Annotated in this window: 17 protein-coding genes; all 17 read right to left on the bottom strand. The window is 64.4% G+C overall.

From position 1 onward, the window contains the following. Positions 1-197: 197 nt before the first annotated feature. The gene (locus tag F7R11_RS04915; RefSeq protein WP_064801615.1) at positions 198-1,862 is read right to left on the bottom strand and encodes an acyl CoA:acetate/3-ketoacid CoA transferase; all 1,665 of its coding nucleotides are present in this window, start codon (positions 1,860-1,862) and stop codon (positions 198-200) included. 54 nt (positions 1,863-1,916) lie between these two features. After that, the gene (clsB, locus tag F7R11_RS04910; protein ID WP_064801613.1) at positions 1,917-3,209 is read right to left on the bottom strand and encodes a cardiolipin synthase ClsB; all 1,293 of its coding nucleotides are present in this window, start codon (positions 3,207-3,209) and stop codon (positions 1,917-1,919) included. Then, the gene (locus F7R11_RS04905) at positions 3,206-3,952 is read right to left on the bottom strand and encodes an endonuclease/exonuclease/phosphatase family protein (protein WP_021196489.1); all 747 of its coding nucleotides are present in this window, start codon (positions 3,950-3,952) and stop codon (positions 3,206-3,208) included. The genes clsB and F7R11_RS04905 overlap by 4 nt, the downstream gene beginning before the upstream one ends. A 1-nt stretch (position 3,953) precedes the next feature. After that, on the bottom strand, positions 3,954-4,439 hold the full coding sequence (nudB, locus tag F7R11_RS04900) for a dihydroneopterin triphosphate diphosphatase (RefSeq protein ID WP_064806147.1): 486 nt from the start codon (positions 4,437-4,439) through the stop codon (positions 3,954-3,956). 286 nt (positions 4,440-4,725) lie between these two features. Then, positions 4,726-6,552, bottom strand: coding sequence for an aspartate--tRNA ligase (gene aspS, locus F7R11_RS04895; protein WP_049286196.1), 1,827 nt, complete (start codon positions 6,550-6,552; stop codon positions 4,726-4,728). A 103-nt stretch (positions 6,553-6,655) separates the two neighbouring features. Beyond that, positions 6,656-7,405: a DUF502 domain-containing protein gene (locus tag F7R11_RS04890; RefSeq protein WP_031329849.1), complete on the bottom strand. Its 750-nt coding sequence runs from the start codon at positions 7,403-7,405 to the stop codon at positions 6,656-6,658. Between the two features lie 31 nt (positions 7,406-7,436). Further along, positions 7,437-7,787: an FmdB family zinc ribbon protein gene (locus F7R11_RS04885; protein WP_064806145.1), complete on the bottom strand. Its 351-nt coding sequence runs from the start codon at positions 7,785-7,787 to the stop codon at positions 7,437-7,439. A gap of 280 nt (positions 7,788-8,067) precedes the next feature. Continuing rightward, entirely contained in the window at positions 8,068-9,507 is a 1,440-nt protein-coding gene (locus F7R11_RS04880; RefSeq protein WP_064801610.1) for a high affinity choline transporter 1, read from the bottom strand. A gap of 221 nt (positions 9,508-9,728) precedes the next feature. Beyond that, positions 9,729-10,358: a class I SAM-dependent methyltransferase gene (locus F7R11_RS04875; RefSeq protein WP_064801608.1), complete on the bottom strand. Its 630-nt coding sequence runs from the start codon at positions 10,356-10,358 to the stop codon at positions 9,729-9,731. Between the two features lie 19 nt (positions 10,359-10,377). Beyond that, entirely contained in the window at positions 10,378-11,955 is a 1,578-nt protein-coding gene (gene ubiB, locus F7R11_RS04870) for a ubiquinone biosynthesis regulatory protein kinase UbiB (RefSeq protein WP_021196482.1), read from the bottom strand. Then, positions 11,952-12,605, bottom strand: coding sequence for a ubiquinone biosynthesis accessory factor UbiJ (locus tag F7R11_RS04865; RefSeq protein WP_064801606.1), 654 nt, complete (start codon positions 12,603-12,605; stop codon positions 11,952-11,954). Before F7R11_RS04865 ends, ubiB begins: the two co-directional genes overlap by 4 nt. A gap of 135 nt (positions 12,606-12,740) precedes the next feature. Then, positions 12,741-13,778, bottom strand: coding sequence for a Tim44 domain-containing protein (locus F7R11_RS04860; RefSeq protein ID WP_031329847.1), 1,038 nt, complete (start codon positions 13,776-13,778; stop codon positions 12,741-12,743). A 130-nt stretch (positions 13,779-13,908) separates the two neighbouring features. Next, positions 13,909-14,640 (bottom strand): bifunctional demethylmenaquinone methyltransferase/2-methoxy-6-polyprenyl-1,4-benzoquinol methylase UbiE, encoded by a 732-nt coding sequence (gene ubiE / locus F7R11_RS04855; protein WP_039599093.1) that lies wholly within the window; start codon positions 14,638-14,640, stop codon positions 13,909-13,911. Positions 14,641-14,703: 63 nt separating this feature from the next. After that, the gene (locus F7R11_RS04850; protein WP_064801604.1) at positions 14,704-15,120 is read right to left on the bottom strand and encodes a gamma-butyrobetaine hydroxylase family protein; all 417 of its coding nucleotides are present in this window, start codon (positions 15,118-15,120) and stop codon (positions 14,704-14,706) included. Positions 15,121-15,144: 24 nt separating this feature from the next. After that, the gene (locus F7R11_RS04845) at positions 15,145-16,989 is read right to left on the bottom strand and encodes an ABC transporter ATP-binding protein/permease (RefSeq protein ID WP_064801603.1); all 1,845 of its coding nucleotides are present in this window, start codon (positions 16,987-16,989) and stop codon (positions 15,145-15,147) included. Positions 16,990-17,092: 103 nt separating this feature from the next. Then, entirely contained in the window at positions 17,093-17,536 is a 444-nt protein-coding gene (locus tag F7R11_RS04840; RefSeq protein WP_064801600.1) for an HIT family protein, read from the bottom strand. Next, positions 17,533-21,558: a DUF3683 domain-containing protein gene (locus F7R11_RS04835; RefSeq protein ID WP_064801598.1), complete on the bottom strand. Its 4,026-nt coding sequence runs from the start codon at positions 21,556-21,558 to the stop codon at positions 17,533-17,535. The genes F7R11_RS04840 and F7R11_RS04835 overlap by 4 nt, the downstream gene beginning before the upstream one ends. Positions 21,559-21,587: the final 29 nt, after the last annotated feature.

Raw genomic sequence — 21,587 nt, 5'->3', positions numbered from 1 at the left:
GGCAGCAAGTGTTTTATTAGAAAGCCGCATCTAAATGAAAGCGCCACAATGGAGCCCTCTGCTGTGCAGCAAGATTCCCGCAAATCCTTTTAATAAAAGCATTTGCGGGGTGTGCGCCGCACCCATAAAACCAGTGCGGCGCAGCATGATCGACCGATTTTCTAGTGCTACCCGTCAGTAAATAAAACGGAGCGAAATCAGGCCGGTGCGGTGCCCGCACACATGCGGCCGCGCCGGAAGATGCGGGCGTCCATTTCGCGCAGATCTGGTGCCACGGCAACCTCTGCGGCGCACTGGTCGAGCACGTCGCGCTGCAAATCGATGCCGGGGGCGATTTCGGTGAGCGTGAGGCGTCGGCCGCCTTGGCCGTCGTCGCGCATCTCGAAGACGGCGCGCTCGGTCACATAGCGCACGGGAATGCCGGAACGCGCGGCATAGTCGCCATTGAAGGTGAGGTGCGAGACAGCCGGCACGATCTTCTTGAGGCGCCCTTCGCGCACGATGCGCAGTTTGCCGCCGTCGGCTTCGACCTGAAGGCCGCCAGCCGTGAGCGTGCCCATGAATACGACCGAGCGTGCGCTCTGCGTGATGTTGATGAAGCCGCCCACGCCCGCAACGATGGTGTCGCCACCCTCGCCGAACAGGCTCACGTTGACGTTGCCAGCGCCGTCCAGTTCCGCCAGGCCGAGGATGGCGAGGTCGATGCCGCCGCCTTCGTAGAAATCGAACTGCGCGGGCTGGTCGACCACCGCTTCCGGATACGCGGATGCGCCGAAGCTCAACCCGTCTGCCGGCGTACCGCCGATCGGGCCAGCCTCCACCGTAAGCGTGAAACCACGTGCGCCCTCCTGCTCGGCCAGCGCGCCCACGGCGGCCGGCATGCCCACGCCCAAGTTCACCACGCGCGGTTGCTGCGCCATCAGTTCGAGCACGGCGCGGCGTTGCACCAATGTGCGGGCATCGAGTGCACCATGCAGGTTGGCCTCCAGGGCCTCACTCGCTTCGAGCGCATCTTCCTTCAACTGAATCGCCTCGCCTTGCCACGGGCGGATATAGGTCGGGTTGAACGCCTCGCCAAAGGTCATCTGATGCTCGGCCTCATCCTCTGCGACGACCACGTAGTCGACGAGGATGCCGGGCACGTGAATCGCCTGCAGGTTGTCGTGCCGATCCACCAGTCGCCGCACCTGGGCGATGACGATGCCGCCCGATGCGCGCGCAGCTTGTGCCATGGCCAGCAGTTCGTGATGGAAGGCCTCTTCGTGCGTGCTGATGTTGCCGCGCGGGTCGGCGGCCGTGCCGCGCAAGAAGACGCAGTGCAGCGGGAAGCTGGGGTAGAACAGATAGTCCTCGCCGCGAAAGCGCTCGTACTCGACCCACGATGCGGTGCCCGCCGCTCGCGCCGCCTTGGCACGCGCATTGATGGCGCCGCCGTGGTAGCGCGCGTCGAGTTCGGTACGCGGGTCGACGAAGGTGTGCAGGCCAATCTTAGTGAGCACGCCCGGCTTGCCGCCCGCGATGGCGCGATACAGATGCGTGAGTACCCCTTGCGGCAGGTTGAATGCATCGCACTGCTCGGCGAGCGCTAGATCTGCCAAGCGCGTTGCCGAGCGCCAATGCCCGCCCACCACGCAGCGTGTCATGCCGGGATTGCCGAAGTGGTTGACGCCGCGCGTGGCGCGATCGCCCTGACCGGCCGAGTAGACCAGCGTGAGATCGCGCGGCTCGCCAGTCGCCAGAAAACGGCGCTCCAGCGCATGCGTGACGGCCTCCGCGTGACCCGCGCCGACAAACCCGGCACACGCCACCGTCCATCCGGGCTGCACCAACCGAGCGGCTTCGTCTGCTGTGATGACCTGCATGTCTCCTCCGTCCTTGTTTTGTTTTCTACACGCTTCTTCTAAGTGACCGTGCCGCTAATACTGTGCCGCCTGTCCGCTGATGACCACGCCCAGACGCACGACCCGGTATGCGCACCAGTCTGCCAAGCGCCACCACCAGCGGCGCGCAGCGTGGGTGTCTGCGAGCACCGGGCGCGCGTGATGTGTGATGGCGTCTTCCAGTACGGTGCGCAACTCGCTGGCGACCTCCGCATCCCACGCGACAACGTTGGCCTCACGCGCCAGCAGCAAGCTGAACGGGTCAATATTGCTGGAGCCGACCGTGGCCCAGCGCTCATCAACAACTGCCACTTTTGCGTGCAGGAAGCTCGCGGTGTACTCGTGGATCTCCACGCCGTCGCGCAGCAGCATGTGATACAGCGAGCGCGTTGCGAAATGCTGCAACGGATACTCAACACGCCCCTGTAACAGCATGCGCACACGCACGCCACGCCGCCGGCATGCCGCCAGCGCACGCATGAAGCGCACGCCCGGCAGAAAATACGCATTGGCGATGATCACCTCGCGCCGCGCCGTACCGAGCGCCCGCAGATATTCGCGCTCGATCGCACGCCGGTTGCGCACGTTGTCGCGCAACACCAACGAGGCCAAAACGTTGCCGGGTGCGCTGCCCGGCGCGCGCGCGCTTTCGGCGCCAGACTCTCCGCCGAATTCACCACGAGCGCGCGGACGGGGCGTATCGGTCATCACCGGAAACTCAGCCGCCACGCCAGTCACACCCACCTCGCGCACGCCGGAGCGCACCCCCATCTGCCACCAGAGCCGATCGACCGTGAGCACGATCTGCGCAACCAGCGGCCCGCGCACGCATACCGCAAAGTCGTAGCGCGCGCCCAGCGTGGCGTCATGCAGCGGTGCGTGATTCAGGTCATCGATGATGTTGATGCCACCGACGAAGGCGATCTCATCGTCGATGACGGCGATCTTGCGGTGCAGGCGGCGCAGGTAGCGGCGCTGCAATGCGAAGCCGCGCACGGGGCGATACACGCGCCAGTCCACGCCGGCGGTGTCGAGGATTGTGGCGATGTCGGCAGGCAATGCGCCGGTGCCGAAACCGTCGACCGTCAGGTGAACTTCCACGCCACGCTGTGCGGCGCGCGCCAGTGCTTCGGTCACGCTGCGTGCGACGTCGTCGTTGGTGTAGATGTAGGTTTCGAGCGCGACGCGATGTTGCGCACCATCAATGGCGGCGATCAGCGCGGGGAAGAATTCTGCGCCGCCGCACAGGAGGTCGACGTCGTTGCCCGGCAGGGGCTTGCCCCGCCGCCACTCAGAGCGCAGCGGACCCGCATCGCGCACGACCCTCATGGGCGCGCCAGTTCCGCCAGTAGGGGCACGTGGTCGGAGCGCTGCGCCCACTCACGCCCCGTCAGCGCATGTGCACGTTCAATGTCGAACCCGCGCACGTAGATGCGATCGAGCCGCAGCCACGGCAGATGGCTCGGGAAGGTACGCACGGGGCGCGCATCGGCAGCCTTGTCGGCAACTTCGGTCGCACCCAGCGCCTGGCAAATGTAGCGGTCGAGCCGGTTGTTCCAGTCGTTGAAATCACCGGCCACCACGAGCGGCGCGTCTTTCGGCACCACCGCGCGCACGCGGTCGATCAACGCTTCCGCCTGCCGTTGCCGGCTGCGCGCAAACAGGCCGAAGTGCGCGCACAAGAGATGCACCTCGCCGAAGCCGAGGTCCGTGACCGCATGCAGCAAGCCGCGCTGCTCGAAGCGATGATCGGAAATATCCAGGTTCTCCGACAGCAGGATCGGAAAGCGCGAAAGAATGGCGTTGCCGTGGTGCCCGTGCTCGTACACGGCGTTGCGGCCGTAGACCGTGTGCGGGTACACGTCAGTCGCCAGATAGCGCAGTTGCGTATAGCTCGGGTCGAACAGCTCAGAGGCGACCAGCCGGTCGTTGCGATCCTGCACTTCCTGCAGGAAGACGATGTCGGCGTCCATCGTGTGCAAGCCCTGCCGCACATCATGCACGCGCACGCGACGCGCAATCCCCGTCACGCCCTTGTGGATGTTGTAGGTGGCGACGCGCAAGCGGAGCATGTCAGGCCTGGTCCTTTGCTGTGGCGGCCTGGCAGGCCGTGTAGGCCGCCAGACGCTCAGGCAGTTGCAGGATGGCCTCGCCGTTGCTGCGTGAGAAGCAACGCGCAGCGGCTTCTTCATAGGGCAGCCATTCGGCCTGGAGGTGCTCGCGTGGCGACAATCGCACCGGCACCTTGCCGCTCACCAGCAAGCCGAACCAGTGCTCGGTGTTGCGTGTGACGCCCGGTGCGTAGCGGTGGCGCCAGCGCGGGTAGATCTCATACTCGATCTGGTGGCCCCAGTCGATCAGGTGATGCCGGCCCGTATCGATGCCGGTTTCTTCCTGCACCTCGCGGCGGGCAGTTTCGGCCAGGGGCTCATCCAGGGCATCGCAACTGCCAGTGACGGATTGCCAGAAGCCCGGGTGATCCGCCCGTTCCATCACCAGCACATGAAGATCAGGTGTGTGAATAACAACGAGAACGGAGACAGGAATCTTGTGCGGCATGGCGGTTTGGCAGCGGATAACGGCGGGCGGCATGAGCGCACCGCAGTTCGATAGCTTACCGCAGCCAGATGGAGCCGATAGCGATGTTCGCAATCACCGGGCAACGCCGCGGTGCCCCGGCAATCAAGCTGCGCAATGAGTGGCAACGGATAAGCCGGTGCCTGCGGTGCATCCAGGGGATCTTGTGCCGCAAGCGCTGCTCCTGCACGAAGCGAGCGTCCAAAAACAAACCGCGCCGCCCTTACGGGTCGGCGCGGCTTGTTGTGCAGCCTTGAGCGGCGGGATGTCAGGCCGTCGTCGCAGCGTTCGGTGCAGCCACCTTTGCCTCGGCAGCGCGCAGACGAATGTGCAATTCGCGCAATTGTTTCTCGTCGACCGGGCTCGGCGCCTGCGTGAGCAGATCCTGCGCGCGCTGCGTCTTCGGGAAGGCGATCACGTCGCGGATCGAATCCGCACCGGCCATCATCGTGACAACGCGGTCCAGACCGAAAGCGATGCCGCCGTGCGGAGGCGCGCCGTACTGCAGGGCGTCCAGCAGGAAGCCGAACTTGGCACGCGCTTCTTCGTCGTTGATCTTCAGGGCGCGGAACACCTTGCTCTGCACCTCCTCGCGATAGATCCGCACCGAGCCGCCGCCGATTTCCCAGCCGTTGAGCACCATGTCGTAGGCCTTGGCGATGCACTTGCCCGGATCGGTTTCCAGATACTCCAGGTGCTCATCCTTCGGGCTCGTGAACGGGTGGTGCATGGCCACCCAGCGGGCGTCTTCCTCGTCGTACTCGAACATCGGGAAGTCCACCACCCACAGCGGCTTCCACACGTCTTCAAACAGGCCGGTGCTCTTGGCGAAGTCGGAGTGACCGATCTTCAGGCGCAGCGCGCCCATCGCGTCGTTCACCACCTTGGCGCGGTCGGCGCCGAAGAACAGGATGTCGCCATCCTGCGCAGCGCTGCGCTTGAGGATCTCGGCGATGGCCGCGTCGTGCAGGTTCTTCACGATCGGCGATTGCAGGCCGTCGCGGCCCTTGGCCACTTCGTTGACCTTGATCCAGGCCAGGCCCTTGGCGCCGTAGATCTCGACAAACTTGCCGTAGGCGTCGATATCGCCACGCGACAGAGCTGCACCGCCCGGCACGCGAAGGGCCACCACGCGGCCGCCTTCAGCGTTGGCCGCCGCCGAGAACACCTTGAAGTCGACATCCTTCATCGCGTCGGTCAGCTCGGTAAATTCCAGCTTCACGCGCAGGTCAGGCTTGTCGGAGCCGAAGCGGGCCATCGCCTCGCGGAACTCCATCACCGGGAACTTGGCATCCAACTCAACCGACATGGTGTTCTTGAACACCGTGCGGATCATCTCTTCAAACAGGTCGCGGATTTCCTGCTCGGTCAGGAACGACGTTTCGCAGTCGATCTGGGTGAATTCGGGCTGGCGGTCAGCGCGCAGGTCTTCGTCGCGGAAGCACTTGGTGATCTGGTAGTAGCGGTCGAAGCCCGACACCATCAGCATCTGCTTGAAGAGCTGCGGCGATTGCGGCAGCGCGAAGAACTGGCCGGCGTTCACACGCGAGGGCACCAGGTAATCGCGTGCGCCTTCGGGCGTGCTCTTGGTCAGCATCGGCGTTTCGATGTCGATGAAGCCCTTGTCGTCCAGGTACTTGCGCACTTCCATCGCCACCTTGTAGCGCAGGCGCAGGTTGTATTGCATCTGCGGGCGGCGCAGGTCCAGCACGCGGTGCGTCAGGCGCGTGGTTTCCGACAGGTTGTCGTCGTCCAGCTGGAACGGCGGCGTGACGGAGGCGTTGAGCACCGTCAGCTCCTGGCACAGCACTTCAACCTTGCCGCTGGCGAGGTTGGCGTTGGTGGTGCCTTCCGGGCGGGCGCGCACGAGGCCCTTCACCTGCAGGCAGAACTCGTTGCGCACGCCTTCTGCCACCTTGAACATCTCCGGGCGGTCCGGGTCGCACACGACCTGCACCAGGCCTTCACGGTCACGCAGGTCGATGAAGATCACGCCACCGTGGTCACGACGACGATGGGCCCAGCCCGACAGCGTGACGCTCTGGCCGAGCAGTTGTTCGGTGACCTGACCGCAGTATTGAGTACGCATTTGCATGTTGTGGTTTTCCGCGAAGCGCGCCGCCAACAGGGCGTCGCGCGAGAAAGTTGATCGAGAGGGCCGGCGGGATCAGTGCGCGCTACCGGCCAATTGCATTGACTTAAGGCGCTGATACGGCGCCGCCAGCATCGGGCAGCGCATTCGGATTCGAAGGGTCGCGCGGCAGGTCATGCAACCCTGCTGCCGGCGACCGGTCCTCCGTATGTGGCGTGCCATCGGACGGGTCCGTACGGCGCGGCAGCGTTTCGGGCGCCACCACCCCCATCGACACGATGTACTTGAGTGCCGCGTCCACCGTCATGTCCAGCTCGATGGTGTCGGCCTTGGGCATCATCAGGAAAAAGCCTGACGTCGGGTTGGGCGTGGTCGGCACGTACACACTCACATACTCGCCCTGCAGGTGGTTCTCGACGTCACCGCCGGGGCGGCCGGTCAGGAAGGCGATCGTCCACGAGCCCTCGCGCGGGTACTGCACCAGCAGCGCCTTGCGGAATGCATTGCCGCTGGACGACAGCAGCGTGTCCGACACCTGCTTGACGCTCGAATAGATCGGACCGACCACGGGAATGCGGCCCAGCACGGCTTCCCACCACGTCACCAGCTTCTGGCCGATGAAGTTGTGCGCAAGCACCCCCACGATCAGGATGAACAGCAGCGTCAGGATCGCGCCCAGGCCAGGGATCTTCACGCCGAGCAGGCGATCAGGCTGCCAGGCCGACGGCAGCAGCGCCAGGCTCTGGTCCATCGTGCCGATGATGAGCGACAGCACCCACAGCGTGATCGCAAGCGGGACGAGCACCAGAAGACCGGTCAGGAACCATGTCTTGAGTGCGCTGGTTTTCTGTTTCATGGGGCGATGGGCCGAGGCGTAAGCGATGCGATCAGTGGCACGCACACGACGTGCCGCAACCGCCGGAGGTGGCCGGAGCGGCGCTGCTGGTGGACGAAGCGCTGTCGGACGAAGCGGACGGTGCGGCTGCGGCGGCGCCAGCGGCCGGGGCTGCGGCATCCGTCTTGGCTGCCGTGCCAGCTGCGGACGTACCGCCCGAGCCACCACGGAAGTCCGTCACATACCAGCCCGAACCCTTGAGTTGGAAGCCGGCAGCAGTGAGCTGTTTCTTGAACGCCGGCGCGCCGCATGCGGGGCAATCCGTCAGCGGCGCGTCGCTCATCTTCTGCAGCACATCTTTGGCGTGGCCGCAGGCGTCGCATCGATAAGCATAGATCGGCATGGTGTCCTCACCCTGGAACAAACGAAATTCGAGAAAACGATTGAAATGCCTGCGCCCACCGCATTTCCAGCGCAGAAAAGCGCACAGGCTCGCGAAATATTGGGGCAACTGCGCCGGTTGCAAGTCCATCAGACAAGCACGGGCGCGCAAAGCCTTGAATTATAAACCCTTTCAGTGGGATTCCTGACCGCGGTTGCGCGAGGTTGCAGCATGGGCGATGGTGGCACGCCACAATGTGGCACACCACGCATTTCATCGCCCCTTGCCCGGCAGCGCTAGGTCAGGCTTGCGTGGCGGCCTTGGTGGTCGGCGCGCGATTCTCGATCCACTGCGGCCCGAGCGAGCCCACGATCATCGCGCCCAGGCTGGCCAGCAGGCCAACCAATTGTGGCGGAAGCACCGCATCCGGCAGGAACACCTCACACCAGATCCACGCTGCCAGGCCCAGGATGATGGCCAGCAGACCACCCTGCTTGGTCGCGCGTTTCCAGAACAGGCCAAAAGCCAGCGGCACAAAGGCAGCCACCAGCGTCACCTTGTAGGCGCTCTCGACCATGTGGAAGATCGACAGGTGCGAGTTCAGCGCAAACAGCGTCACCAGCACCGTGAAGGTCAACACCACCGCCTGCATCACGCGCAGGAAGCGCTTGTCGTCCATGTTCGGCAGCAGCGGGCGCAACACGTTCTCGGCAAAGGTCACGGACGGTGCCAACAGCGTCGCGCTGGCGCAGCTCTTGATGGCCGACAGCAGGGCACCGAAGAACATCACCTGCGCAAAGACCGGCGCATGCTGCAGCACGAGATTGGGCAGGATCATCTGCGAATCGGTGTTGATGTACTTGGCGACCATCTCCGGATCGATCAGCGTGGCGGAATACGCCAGGAACATCGGCACGAACGCGAACATGAAGTACAGCACGCCACCCAGCACCGAAGCCGTGCCAGCGATGCGTTCAGTACGCGATGAAGTCACGCGCTGGAACACGTCCTGCTGCGGAATCGAGCCGAGCATCATGGTGATCCAGGCCGTCACAAAGCCGATGATCTCGATCGGGTTGAACGCCGGCCAGAACGAGAACTTGCCCGAAGCCGCCGCGTGCGCCACCACCGTGCCCACGCCGCCGGCCTGGCCCGAGACCTCCCAGCCGATGTACAGCATGCCGATCACGATGATGATCATCTGGATGAAGTCCGTCACCGCCACCGACCACATGCCGCCGAACAGCGTGTAGACCAGCACGCTGCCCGCGCCGATCATCATGCCCATGTCTTGCGAAACGGCGCCATCCGACACGGTATAGAACACCAGCCCCAGCGCCTTGATCTGCGCTGCCACCCAGCCCAGGTACGACACGACGATGCACAGGGTGGTCAGCGTTTCGGCCACGCGGCCAAAGCGGTTGCGGTAGAAGTCACCAATGGTGAGCAGGTTCATCCGGTACAGCGGCTTGGCGAAGAACAAGCCCACCAGGATCAGGCACAGGGACGAACCAAACGGATCGGCCACCACACCATGCAGGCCGTCCTTGAGAAACTCTGCGGGAATACCGAGCACCGCCTCGGAGCCGAACCAGGTGGCAAACACCGTGGCGGTCACGACGTAGAACGGCAGGCTGCGGCCGGCCACCGCAAAATCGGCCGCATCGCGCACACGCAGCGCAGCCCACAGGCCGATCCCGACCGAAATCACCCAGTAAATAATGACAAACCAGATCAGCATGGCAGCGCGGAAGAATTGCAGGAAATCACGTTGGCGGCCAAGCCGGGCGCCGGGCGAAGTGGCGGGATTATAGCGATGGGACTGCGCGACGGGGCATCGGTGCGACCACGAATACCACCCCGTTTGCCACTTTTTTGCGCAACGACCCGCAACGGGCGTCCGTAGGCTTTTTGTTGACTGCGTCCAATGTTGCTTCGCACCAACACTGGCCGCAGTCAGGATCAATCGGCCCTGCGGCGCCAGATCTGCCAGCGCTCGCGGCCGGCAAACACCGGGATCGAATCAGCCTCGGCGATCGGCATATCGCTGACGCGCTCGAAAGCCGGCGACAGCAGCGCGTCCAGTTCGGCCTGGGTCGTCTCGAACGGCGGGCCCTTGGGCAGGGCGTCCCGGCCCTCCACCACGGCAAAGAAGCCTGCCAGCAGTCCGCCCGGCGGCAACAGCTTCGCAACCTGCGTGGCGTAATCCGGCCACAGCCGGCGCGGCATCGCGCACAGGAATGCGCGCTCGTAAATCCACTCCACTGGCCGATGCGGCGCAAAGCGGAAGAAATCTGCCAGTTCGACCACGTCGGCATACGGGCCCAGCACGGCCTTGGCCGAACTGACCGCACGCGGCGCAAAGTCGATCGCCGTCACAGGCCAGCCGCGCTCGGCCAGCCAACCGGCCTCGTAGGCGTTACCGCAACCTGGGATCAGCGTGGAAAGTGGCGCAGACTGCGCTTCAAGGAATTGCCGGAAGGCGGCCGGCACACCGTGTGCATCCCAGGGCGTGTGATCGCGGCTGAAGCGCTCGTCCCAGAAAGCAGGATCGGCGGCGTCACGGGATTGGAAGACGGGTGGCTCGGCCATGGCAGCAACGGGCAATCAGTCAATGACGGGCCAGCCATGCCAGCACATGGGTGGCGATGATGCCGACGGCGAACCCGCCGATGAACAGCAGCGCGGCGGAAAGCAGCCGGTTGGTGCGCCGTTGCTCGGCAAGCAACGCGGTCAGCGCTTCTGTCTGGGCGTTGCCTTTGTTGCTCGCGTGACGGTCCAAAATCTGGTGCACCAGGCGCGGCAGGTCCGGCAGCTTGTTGGCCCATTGCGGCGCCTCGACTTTCAGACGCTCGACGAAGCCGCGCCAGCCGATCTGCTCATGCATCCAGCGCTCGAGGAACGGCTTGGCGGTCTTCCACAGATCCAGATCCGGATCGAGCTGGCGGCCCAGGCCTTCCACGTTCAGCAGCGTCTTCTGCAGCAGCACCAGTTGCGGCTGCACTTCCACGTTGAAACGGCGCGAGGTCTGGAACAGGCGCATCAGCACCAGGCCCAGCGAGATCTCGCCCAGCGGCCGGTCGAAATACGGCTCGCAACAGGCACGGATGGCGCCTTCGAGTTCTTCCACGCGCGTCTCTTCCGGCGCCCAGCCGGACTCGATATGGAGCACCGCCACGCGGTGATAGTCGCGCTGGAAGAACGCCAGGAAGTTCTGCGCAAGGTAGTTCTTGTCGAATTCCGACAGCGCCCCGACGATGCCGAAATCCAGCGCGATGTAGCGGCCCAGCGTTTCGGGCGCCACGCTCACGAGGATGTTGCCGGGGTGCATGTCGGCGTGGAAGAAGCCATCGCGGAAGACCTGCGTAAAGAAGATCTCCACGCCGTCGCGCGCGAGCTTGTGCATGTCGACACCCGCCGCACGCAGCTCTTCGGTATGCGAGATGCGCATGCCGTGCATGCGTTCCATGACGAACACGTCGGAGGTACACCAGTCCCAGAACACCTCGGGCACCAGCAGTAGATCCGACTTGGCAAAGTTGCGACGCAGTTGGCTGGCGTTGGCCGCCTCGCGCATCAGATCGAGCTCGTCGTGCAGGTACTTGTCGAACTCGGCGACCACCTCACGCGGCTTCAGGCGCTTGGCGTCGGCCCAGAGCTTTTCCATCCACTTGGCCAGATCACGCATGAGCGCGAGATCGCTGTCGATCACGGGCAGCATGCCCGGGCGGAGTACCTTGACCGCCACCTCGCGGCCGTCGTCCGGGCCGCCGCGCAACGTCGCGAAGTGCACCTGCGCAATCGACGCGCTCGCCACCGGGTGATGGTCAAAGCGATGGAACAGCGCCGACAGCGGCTTGCCCAACGATTTCTCGACAATCGTTGCCGCCACCTTCGGGTCAAACGGGGGCACACGGTCCTGCAGTTTGGCGAGTTCGTCCGCCACATCAGGCGGCAGCAGATCACGCCGGGTCGACAACACCTGACCGAACTTCACGAAGATGGGCCCAAGCTGCTCGAGCGCCAGCCGCAGACGCTCACCGCGCGGGCGCTTGGGTTTGCGGCCCAGTGTTAGCAGCCACACCAGCGCGCGAATACGCCGGCTCTTGAAACCCGACAGCGCGAGCTGATCCAGCCCGTAGTACAGGATGACGAAGACGATCTTGCCCAGCCGGAAGAAGCGCGTCATGCCGATTCACCCGCGCGCGCCGTCGAGATTGCGGGCCGCTGCTTCTCTAGCCGCTCCAGACGCTTGGTCAAGCGCGCCTCCGCATCGCGCAGCGCGGCCACATCGGCAGCAAACTGCGCGAGGCGTGCGTGGCGCACCAGCGTGGGTTGTTCATCGGTCAGGTAGGAAGCCACCGCCTCCGCCAGCGAGCGGCTGACGCGCGTCGCTTCCGTGCGTGCGGCCTGCGCCCCGCTCACCATGCGCTGCGCGATCACATCGCCAAACACGCGCGAGAGATCTTCCGCCGCGTCCCAGCGCAGGTTGCGCAGCAACGTCGACAGTACGTTGGCGAACTCGGCCTCGCCCTCGATACGCACGTGTTTGAGTACGGCGGCCTGTCCGCCCGTAGCGTAGTCGCTGGCAGCCGCAGCGAGCGGCACAACTACGGTCACGGCGGGCGCCACACCAGCCTCAGGTGCCATCACAAGACCCGCTGCGTCCACCTGCAGCGTTACCGAGACGGGGGCCAGATCAAAGCGCGCGACGCGGCCCGCGAACGGCCGCAGCGTCTCCTGTGCCCAGGGTTCCTGGCGCAGCAGATGATTGAGCGCGAGCAGCAATGGCTGCATCAGCATGAAGGGAAACGAGGACGAGGTGGCTGTCGAAGACATGCGGCAAAGGTGCGCAAAAGCGGCCAGAAGCGGGCTAGCCGGCGGGCAACAAAAAGGGCCCGAACCGGACGGTCGGGCCCTATTTTACGGGGAATGTTGAAACGGTCGTTTTGCGCCGCTTCAACTGTTACCGCATCACTGCAATTGTTGGATACCTGCCAACACCCAGCCACCGCTGCCTTGCGTCGGCTTGGACAGGTTCCACACCTCCGCAAACGGCTGTGCCGGCGCGTTGGCCTCCTCGCGGATCATGCCCGAGAAGCGCACGCTCGCCAGGTATTCGCCGGCCTGCGTCTCGATGCCGAGCATCTCCGCCTCAACCGACACCACATCGGTCTTGTTGGGCGTGGCGCCACGGTCGGCCAGGTCCATCTTGATCTCGGCAAACATCTCCGGCGTGGTGAATTCGCGGATGTCGTTCAGGTTGCCAGCATCCCATGCGGCCTGCAGGCGGATGAAGTAGACCTTGGCGTTGCGCAGGAAGGCCTGCGTGTCGAAGTCAGCCGGCACACCCCATGGCTGCTGCTGCGCGGCTACTGCGGGTTGTGCGTTGACAGCGGCCGGTGCAGCCGGACCACCCAGGCTCCACGATTGCGCGGCCGTCGGTGCGCCCGCACCCAAACCCGACGTATTGCTGCTGCCAGTGTTAAACGACGAGGCGGAAGCCTGCGGAGCCGGCGCAGCGGGTTGCGGCGCGTACGGCTCGCGGTCACCGCCAAACGACGGACCACCCGTAGCGTAGGCCGGACCTTGCGGACGGCTGCCGCGCACCTTGCGGATGATCCACATCACCACAAAAGCGACGATGGCGATCAGGATCAGGTTCGACAGCAACGAGGCCAATCCAGCGCCCAGACCAAACTTCGAAAGCAGATAGCCGATCCCCAGGCCAGCGGCCAGGCCACCCAGCATGCCGCCCCAGTTACGACCAGGCTTCGCGGCCGGTGCGCCCGGAGCCGGTGCTGCCGGTGACGGCTGCGCGGCCGGAGCGGCCTGCTGCGTCGGCGACGGCGTGGTCGGCGGCGTTTGCTGACGTTGCGTCACGGAGGACGATTGCTTGCCAACGCTGCGGCTGCCGCCCATGCGTTTGGCGTCAGCGTCGAATGCCGTGCCCAGTGCGATCGTCGCAACCATCGCGCCGACCATCAATTTTCCACCCCAGTGCAAACTCATCGCTGTCTTCTCTCCAATGGCAGTGACGCCATTAGATGATGACGTCAACGCCGAAATTCAATGTGTACCGTCGTGGCATATCGTCGCAGTACGCTGCATCGCCCATCTGCTGGATCGGATAAACCACCAATCAGAGGCGACGACCGACGTGCAGGGCCACGACACCCGCCGTCAGGTTGAAGTATTCGACCGAGTCCAACCCGGCCTGTTCCATCATCTGCTTGAGCGTTTCCTGATCGGGGTGCATGCGGATGGACTCGGCCAGGTAGCGGTAGCTCTCAGGATCGCCGGCCACCTTGCTGCCCAACCACGGCAGCACCTTGAATGAATACACGTCGTAGGCCTTCTCCAGCGGCTGCCACACCTTGGAGAACTCCAGCACCATCACCTTGCCGCCCGGTTTGACGACACGGCGCATCTCGGCAAGCGCGCGATCCTTGTGCGTCATGTTGCGCAAGCCGAATGCCACTGTCACTACGTCGAAGTAAGCATCTGGAAAGGGAATGTGCTCGGCGTCGCACAGGCAATTGGGCGTGAGCACACCCGCATCGAGCAGGCGGTCGCGGCCGACGCGCAGCATCGACTCGTTGATGTCGGTCAGCCATACCTCGCCGGTGGGGCCGGCCTGGCGCGCGAAGGCCTTGGCCAGATCACCCGTGCCGCCCGCGATATCAAGCACCTTGTAGCCCGGACGCACGGCTGCCTGGGCGATGGTGAACATCTTCCAGACGCGGTGCAGTCCACCGGACATCAGGTCGTTCATCACGTCGTACTTGCTGGCGACGGAATGGAACACGCCGGCGACCTTGCCGGCCTTCTCGCGCTCGTCGACCTTCTCGAATCCGAAGTGGGTTTGGCTCATGACAGAAAGAAATGCGAATTGGGTTGCGTTCGGGCGCGTATGCGCCGCGATGTGAATCGGGAGTCAGTGGCTGTGGCCACAGGCATGGCCGGCGTTGGCGGCCATCGGGGCGTCGCGGTCAAGGCCGGCGGCGGCCAGCCGGTCGAGATAGGCCTGCCACAGCGCGTCGTGTTCAGCGCCGAGACGGTACAGGTAGGCCCAATCGAAGATGCCGGAATCGTGGCCATCGGAGAACAACGGCCGGATCGCGTAGTTGCCGACCGGCTCCACACCGGTGATGCCCACCTCGCGCTTGCCGGTCTGCAGCACTTCCTGCCCCGGCCCATGCCCCTGCACTTCAGCCGACGGCGACAGCACGCGCAGGTATTCGAACGGCAGGCGGAACTGTTTGCCATCGGCAAAGGCGATCTCCAGCACGCGCGATTGCGTGTGCACGGTAATGCCGGTCGGGTGCGGGGTGTCGGCGGAAAGTCCTGCCATGAAAAACGTCTCTGTGATTGTGTTTCAGGAAGCCGCCAACGCCATGTGCGCAGGCTCTTCCACCACCCGATAGCTTACCGCAGTCAACGGATCGCCCTCGGGGATATAGCGCAGGCGGCGATGGTGGAAGCGTGCCACGGTGCTGCGGTGCGCCACGCTGACGATGGTCACATCCGGCATCGATTCGAGCATCAAGCTGTACATGAACGCCTCGGTATCTTCATCGAGTGCGCTGGTGGCCTCATCAAGGAAGAGGTAGTCGGGGCGCTGCAACAAGGCGCGCGCAAAGGCCAGGCGTTGCTGCTCGCCGGGCGAAAGACGCAGGCTCCAGTTGCTGACCTCATCGAGCAGATCGACCAGTGCCGGCAGGCGGCAGGCGATCAGCACCTGCGAAAGGCGCTCGGCGGTGTACTCGGTTGCGAGCTTGGGGTACGACAGCGCATCCGCCAGCGTGCCGGACGGCAAGTAACTGCGCTGCGGGAGGAACAGCACGCTTGCGTCTTCCGGGATCTTGATCTGGCCATTGCCGTACGGCCAGATGCCGGCCACGGCGCGCACCAGTGTGCTCTTGCCGCAACCCGACGGACCGTTGACGAGCACGCGCTCACCGCGCACGAGCGTCATATCGAAGGGTTCGACCAACATGTCTTCAGGCGTGTGGTTGGGCAGATTCAGCGCCAGACCGCGTGCCTCGATGGCAGGCACGGCGGCGGTCTCGACTTCGATGTCCTGGATGCCCGCGCGGTGTTCTTCTTCGCGCTCGGCGGCGCGCATGGCACGCTGGAATTCGATCAGACGGTTGGTGGAGGCCTTCCAGCTCACCAGCGTGCTGTAGTTGTCGACGAACCACGACATCGCACCCTGCACCTGCCCGAACGCGGTTGCCACCTGCATCATGCCGCCCAGCGTGAGCGTGCCGCCGAAGTAACGCGGCGCAGAAACCAGGAACGGAAAGATGATGGCGAACTGCCCATAGCCGGAGCTGGCGAAATTCAGGCGCCGCGTGTAGTCCATCAGCTGATCCCAGTTGGCACGGATGCGCTCGAAGCGGCCGCGCAGGATCGCCTTTTCGGTAGGCTCGCCACGGTACAGGGCGATGCTTTCGCTGTTCTCGCGCACGCGCACGAGCAGGAAACGGAAATACGCTTCGTAGCGCTCCTGCTGGAACGACAGCCCGATCAGCGGCCTCCCGACGAAGTGGATGATGACCGAGCCCAGCACCGAGTACAGCAGCGCGAACCACACCATGTATCCGGGGATGATGAAGTCATGCCCGCCCAGCGCAAACGCCAGCGGCCCCGACACCGCCCACAGAATCCCGAAGAACGACACCAGCGTGACCGCCGCATTGAGAAAACCCAGCGCCAGCGTAAGCGTGGCATCAGTGAAATTGCGCAGGTCGTCGGCAATCCGCTGGTCGGGGTTGTCGGCGGTGTGCGTCTGCTCCAGGCGGTAGAACGCCTGCTTGCCGAGCCAACTGTCGACGAAACTGCCGGTGATCCATGTCCGCCAGCGCATGCGCAGCATCATCGTGTAGTACTGCCGCAGCACGGACGCGATGATGATCAGCGCAGCAATCCACGAAAAACGCCCGAGCTGGTGCCAGAACTCGGTCTTGTCCTTCTGTTCCAGCGCGTTATAGAAGAGCCGGTTCCAGTCGGTGTACAGCACGTTCATGTAGACCACGAACAGGCTGAGCGCCACGACCAGCGCCAAGAGCCCCCAGGCCTTGTAGCGGACCTCGGACACCCAGAATGGCTTGATGAGTTGCCACGTCTCGGACAGATTCAGCCGGCCGTGGTGAACATTCAGCTCGGCAATGGAGTCTTTGTGGGAATCAGGCGTGGCGGCAGTGCGCGGTGTCGTCATGGCGATGGCTTTGACGCAGCAGAAAGAGAATGAGACGGACGACGCGCCACGGGGGTTCCGCGCAGGGCGTGCCGATGCGTTACAAGCGGTTGGCGCCGACGACTCAAACGTCGGCGAGCGCCGATTGCAGTGCGTAGGATAGCGCCGCCAGTTTGGCCGTCACCTCAGCCATGCGCTCGGCATCCGGCTCACGCTGGGCGGGACCCCACACGGCTTCGGGGAAATGCGTGTCCCACCGGTAGCGCGGAATGACGTGCCAGTGCAGATGCGGCACGAAGTTGCCGAAGCTGGCGAGGTTGATCTTGTCCGGCGCCAGTTCGGCGCGCAGCACACGCTCTACACGCGTGACCACTTCCATCAACCAGTGGCGATCAGCGTCCGACAGGTCGGTCTGCTCTGCCACATGGTCGTTCCAGATCACGCGGCAGAACCCTGGGAAGCGCGCGTGCTCGACCAGCACGACGCGCGCCCGGGCATTGCGCCAGACAGGCTCACCACCGTCGGTCTCACACAGCGCGCAGCCCGGTGACCGCTCGCCCGTCGTCACACCAGCACCCGTTCGATGCCGCCGGCGTTGGCCTGAGCGACGTAGTCCTGCAGCCAGCTCTCGCCCAGCACGTGACGCGCCATCTCGACCACGATGTAGTCAGCCTGCACCGAGACATCTTCGGTGTAGCGCGACAGGCCTTGCAGGCAGGCCGGGCAGCTCGTGAGGATCTTCACGTCGCCGTCGAATGCCTGGCCGCTCTGGCCATCGGCACGCAGCTTGTCGGCGCCCTTCTTCATCTCCTCTTCCTTGCGGAAGCGGACCTGCGTGGAGATGTCCGGGCGCGAGACCGCCAGCGTGCCTGATTCACCGCAGCAGCGATCGTTCTTCTCGATTGCGCGGGTCTGGCCGTCAGCACCCAGGTTGCCACCCATGAGCTGGTTGACCAGCTTGGTCGGGTCCATGGTCTTGATCGGGGTGTGGCAGGGGTCGTGGTACATGTAGCGCGTACCCTGCACGCCGTCGATCTTCACGCCCTTTTCCAGCAGGAATTCGTGGATGTCGATGATGCGGCAGCCCGGGAAGATCTTGTCGAATTCATAGCCGGCAAGCTGGTCGTAGCATGTGCCGCAGCTCACCACCACCGTCTTGATGTCGAGGTAGTTGAGCGTGTTGGCCACGCGGTGGAACAGCACGCGGTTGTCGGTGACGATCTTCTCGGCCTTGTCGTACTGGCCCGAGCCACGCTGGGGATAACCGCAGCACAGGTAGCCCGGCGGCAGCACGGTCTGCACGCCGGCGTGCCACAGCATCGCCTGCGTGGCCAGCCCCACCTGCGAGAACAGCCGCTCCGAGCCGCAGCCCGGGAAGTAGAACACCGCCTCGCTGTCGGGCGTGGTCGCCTTCGGGTTGCGGATGATCGGGACGATCTCGTTGTCCTCGATATCCAGCAGCGCGCGCGCCGTCTTCTTGGGCAGGTTGCCCGGCATCTTCTTGTTGATGAAGTGGATCACCTGCTCGCGCACCGGCGGCTTACCCACCGTGGCGGGCGGATGCGCGGTCTGCTTCTTGGCGAACTTCTTCAGGATGTCGTGACCCAAGCGCTGCGCCTTGAAGCCCCAGTCGATCATCACCTTGCGTGTCAGGTTGATGGTCTCGGGGTTGGTCGCGTTCAGGAACAGCATCGACGCGGCGGTACCGGGGTTGAACTTCTTCTGCCCCATCTTGCGCAGCAGGTTGCGCATGTTCATCGACACATCGCCAAAGTCGATCTTGACCGGGCACGGCGTCACGCACTTGTGGCAGACCGTGCAGTGGTCGCCCACATCGGCAAACTCTTCCCAGTGCTTGACCGACACGCCGCGGCGCGTCTGCTCTTCGTACAGGAAGGCTTCGATCAGCAGCGAGGTGGCGAGAATCTTGTTGCGCGGGCTGTACAGCAGGTTGGCACGCGGCACGTGCGTGGCGCACACCGGCTTGCACTTGCCGCAGCGCAGGCAGTCCTTGATCGACTCCGAGATGGCGCCGATGTCGCTCTGCTGCATGATGATCGACTCGTGCCCCATCAGGCCGAACGACGGCGTGTAGGCGTTGCGCAAGTCGGCAGCCAGCCCTTGCGGGTCGTTCACGTCGCGCAGCAGCTTGCCCTTGTTGAAGCGGCCGTTCGGATCAACGCGGCGCTTGTACGCGGCAAAGTCGGCGATCTCGTCGTCGGTCAGGAATTCCAGCTTGGTGATACCGATGCCGTGCTCGCCCGAGATCACGCCGTCGAGCGAACGCGCCAGCGTCATGATGCGGGCCACCGCCTTGTGGGCGTCCTGCAGCATGTCGTAGTCGTCCGAGTTGACCGGCAGGTTGGTGTGCACGTTGCCGTCGCCGGCGTGCATGTGCAGCGCCACGAATACGCGGCCGCGCAGCACCTTCTTGTGAATCGCCTGTGCCTCGTCGAGGATCAGCTTGAACTCGCCGCCGTTGAAGATCTTGCGCAGCTCGGCGCGGATCTCCGCCTTCCACGACACACGGATCGTGCGGTCCTGCAGCAGGTGGAACAGGTTGGCGTCCGGCTGATTCACCAGACGGTCGTCGATGGTCTGCGCGAGGTAACCCAGGCCCACACCGATCAGGCTGGCGCGTGCCGTATTCACCGGCGTGTCGAGATGGTCCAGCAGGTACTGCCAGCGGGCGCGCGTGCTGCGTACCAGTTGCTGCGCCTGTTGCACGCGGTCTTCCAGCAGCTCGGCGCTGGGGATCTCGTTGGCGTCGTCGGTGCGGCCCAGCGGCAGGTCGTTGCGTGCAAAGAAATCTTGCAGCGCGTCGGCCAGCTTGAGCTTGTTCTTGATCGACAGCTCGATGTTGATGCGCTCGATGCCGTCGGTGTACTCGCCCATGCGGTTGAGCGGGATCACCACGTCTTCGTTGATCTTGAAGGCGTTGGTGTGCTTGGCAATGGCCGCCGTGCGCGAGCGGTCCAGCCAGAACTTCTTGCGTGCCTCGGGGCTCACGGCCACGAAGCCTTCGCCGCTCTTGCCGTTGGCCAGGCGGATCACCTCCGAGGTGGCGCGCGCCACGGCGTCATCTTCGTCACCAACGATGTCACCGATCAGCACCATCTTCGGAAACGCGTTGCGCTTGCTCTTGGTGGCGTAGCCGACCGCGCGCAGGTAGCGCTCGTCCAGGTGCTCCAGGCCCGCGAGGATCGCGCCACCGGGCTTTTTGGTCTCGGCGTCGAGGTAGTCCTTGATTTCGACAATGCTCGGAATCGCATCCCGCGCCTGGCCGAAGAACTCCAGGCACACGGTGCGGATCGACTTGGGCATGCGGTGCAGAATCCAGCGCGCGCTGGTGATGATGCCGTCGCAGCCTTCCTTCTGCACGCCGGGCAGGCCAGCCAGGAACTTGTCGGTAACGTCCTTGCCGAGGCCTTCCTTGCGGAACTTGCGGCCTTCGATGGTGAGCGTCTCGGTGCGCAGCAGTTTGCTGCCGACCGGCGCATTGCCGTCGAACCACTTCAGCTCGAACGTGACGAGCGGCGCATCGTGGATCTTGCCGAGGTTGTGGTTCAGGCGCTGGACTTCCAGCCAGTTGCCGTCCGGATCGACCATGCGCCACCAGGCGAGGTTGTCCAGCGCGGTGCCCCACAGCACGGCCTTCTTGCCGCCTGCGTTCATGGCGACGTTGCCACCGATGCAGGAAGCGTCGATCGAGGTTGGGTCCACGGCAAACACCAGACCCGCTTTCTCCGCGGCTTCCGCCACACGGCGCGTAACCACGCCAGCGCCCGAATAGATGGTCGCCACCGGGTGGTCGACGCCCGGCAGGTCGGTCTGTTCGACCGCATCCAGGCGCTCCAGCTTTTCGGTGTTGATGACCGCCGAGAACGGCGTGAGCGGCACGGCGCCGCCGGTGTAGCCGGTGCCGCCTCCGCGCGGGATGATGGTCAGACCCAGCTCGAAGCAGCCCTTGACGATGCCGGCGATCTCTTCTTCCGTGTCGGGCGTCAGCACCACGAACGGGTATTCGACGCGCCAGTCGGTGGCGTCCGTCACGTGCGACACGCGCGACAGGCCATCAAACTTGATGTTGTCCTTGGCGGTGACGCGGCCGAGCACCTTCTGGGCGCGGCGGCGCAGGTCGTACACCTGGGCGAATTCTTCCTGGAACGCCTTCACCGCACGGCGGGCGTGCACGACCAGTTGCTCGACCTTGCTGGCACGTACATCGCCTTCCGGGTCGTGGTGCGAATCGTGGTCGGCCACGCGGCGCTTCTCGATCTCTGCCAGTCGGTGATTGAGCGCGTCGATCAGCATCTGCCGACGCTTGGGCGTCTCGAGCAGATCGTCCTGCAGATACGGGTTGCGGCGCACCACCCAGATGTCGCCCAGCACTTCGTACAGCATGCGTGCCGATCGGCCAGTGCGGCGCTCAGCGCGCAGCTCGTGCAGGATCTGCCATGCCGACTCGCCCAGCAGACGAATGACGATTTCCCGATCCGAGAACGAGGTGTAGTTATAGGGAATCTCGCGCAGCCGGGGCGCAGCGTCGTGCGCCGCGAGTTTGGCGTCGATCAGAAGTGGGGCATTCATGGCGTGCCGCTGGGGAGGGAGCACGGCAA

The sequence above is a fragment of the Ralstonia insidiosa genome (assembly GCF_008801405.1).
GTDB classification, from domain to species: domain Bacteria; phylum Pseudomonadota; class Gammaproteobacteria; order Burkholderiales; family Burkholderiaceae; genus Ralstonia; species Ralstonia insidiosa.
The sequence above is the reverse complement of the archived record's forward strand: the minus strand, read 5'-3'. Positions and strand labels throughout refer to the sequence as shown.

Bases quoted from the DNA above. Each gene is read 5' to 3' on its own strand.
- aspS (WP_049286196.1), bottom strand. From the start codon at position 6,552: ATGCAAATGCGTACTCAATACTGCGGTCAGGTCACCGAACAACTGCTC.
- ubiE (WP_039599093.1), bottom strand. From the start codon at position 14,640: ATGAGCCAAACCCACTTCGGATTCGAGAAGGTCGACGAGCGCGAGAAG.
- F7R11_RS04850 (WP_064801604.1), bottom strand. From the start codon at position 15,120: ATGGCAGGACTTTCCGCCGACACCCCGCACCCGACCGGCATTACCGTG.
- F7R11_RS04885 (WP_064806145.1), bottom strand. From the start codon at position 7,787: ATGCCGATCTATGCTTATCGATGCGACGCCTGCGGCCACGCCAAAGAT.
- ubiB (WP_021196482.1), bottom strand. From the start codon at position 11,955: ATGACGCGCTTCTTCCGGCTGGGCAAGATCGTCTTCGTCATCCTGTAC.
- nudB (WP_064806147.1), bottom strand. From the start codon at position 4,439: ATGCCGCACAAGATTCCTGTCTCCGTTCTCGTTGTTATTCACACACCT.
- F7R11_RS04890 (WP_031329849.1), bottom strand. From the start codon at position 7,405: ATGAAACAGAAAACCAGCGCACTCAAGACATGGTTCCTGACCGGTCTT.
- F7R11_RS04865 (WP_064801606.1), bottom strand. From the start codon at position 12,605: ATGTCTTCGACAGCCACCTCGTCCTCGTTTCCCTTCATGCTGATGCAG.
- F7R11_RS04915 (WP_064801615.1), bottom strand. From the start codon at position 1,862: ATGCAGGTCATCACAGCAGACGAAGCCGCTCGGTTGGTGCAGCCCGGA.
- clsB (WP_064801613.1), bottom strand. From the start codon at position 3,209: ATGAGGGTCGTGCGCGATGCGGGTCCGCTGCGCTCTGAGTGGCGGCGG.
- F7R11_RS04860 (WP_031329847.1), bottom strand. From the start codon at position 13,778: ATGAGTTTGCACTGGGGTGGAAAATTGATGGTCGGCGCGATGGTTGCG.
- F7R11_RS04905 (WP_021196489.1), bottom strand. From the start codon at position 3,952: ATGCTCCGCTTGCGCGTCGCCACCTACAACATCCACAAGGGCGTGACG.
- F7R11_RS04875 (WP_064801608.1), bottom strand. From the start codon at position 10,358: ATGGCCGAGCCACCCGTCTTCCAATCCCGTGACGCCGCCGATCCTGCT.
- F7R11_RS04845 (WP_064801603.1), bottom strand. From the start codon at position 16,989: ATGACGACACCGCGCACTGCCGCCACGCCTGATTCCCACAAAGACTCC.
- F7R11_RS04835 (WP_064801598.1), bottom strand. From the start codon at position 21,558: ATGAATGCCCCACTTCTGATCGACGCCAAACTCGCGGCGCACGACGCT.
- F7R11_RS04880 (WP_064801610.1), bottom strand. From the start codon at position 9,507: ATGCTGATCTGGTTTGTCATTATTTACTGGGTGATTTCGGTCGGGATC.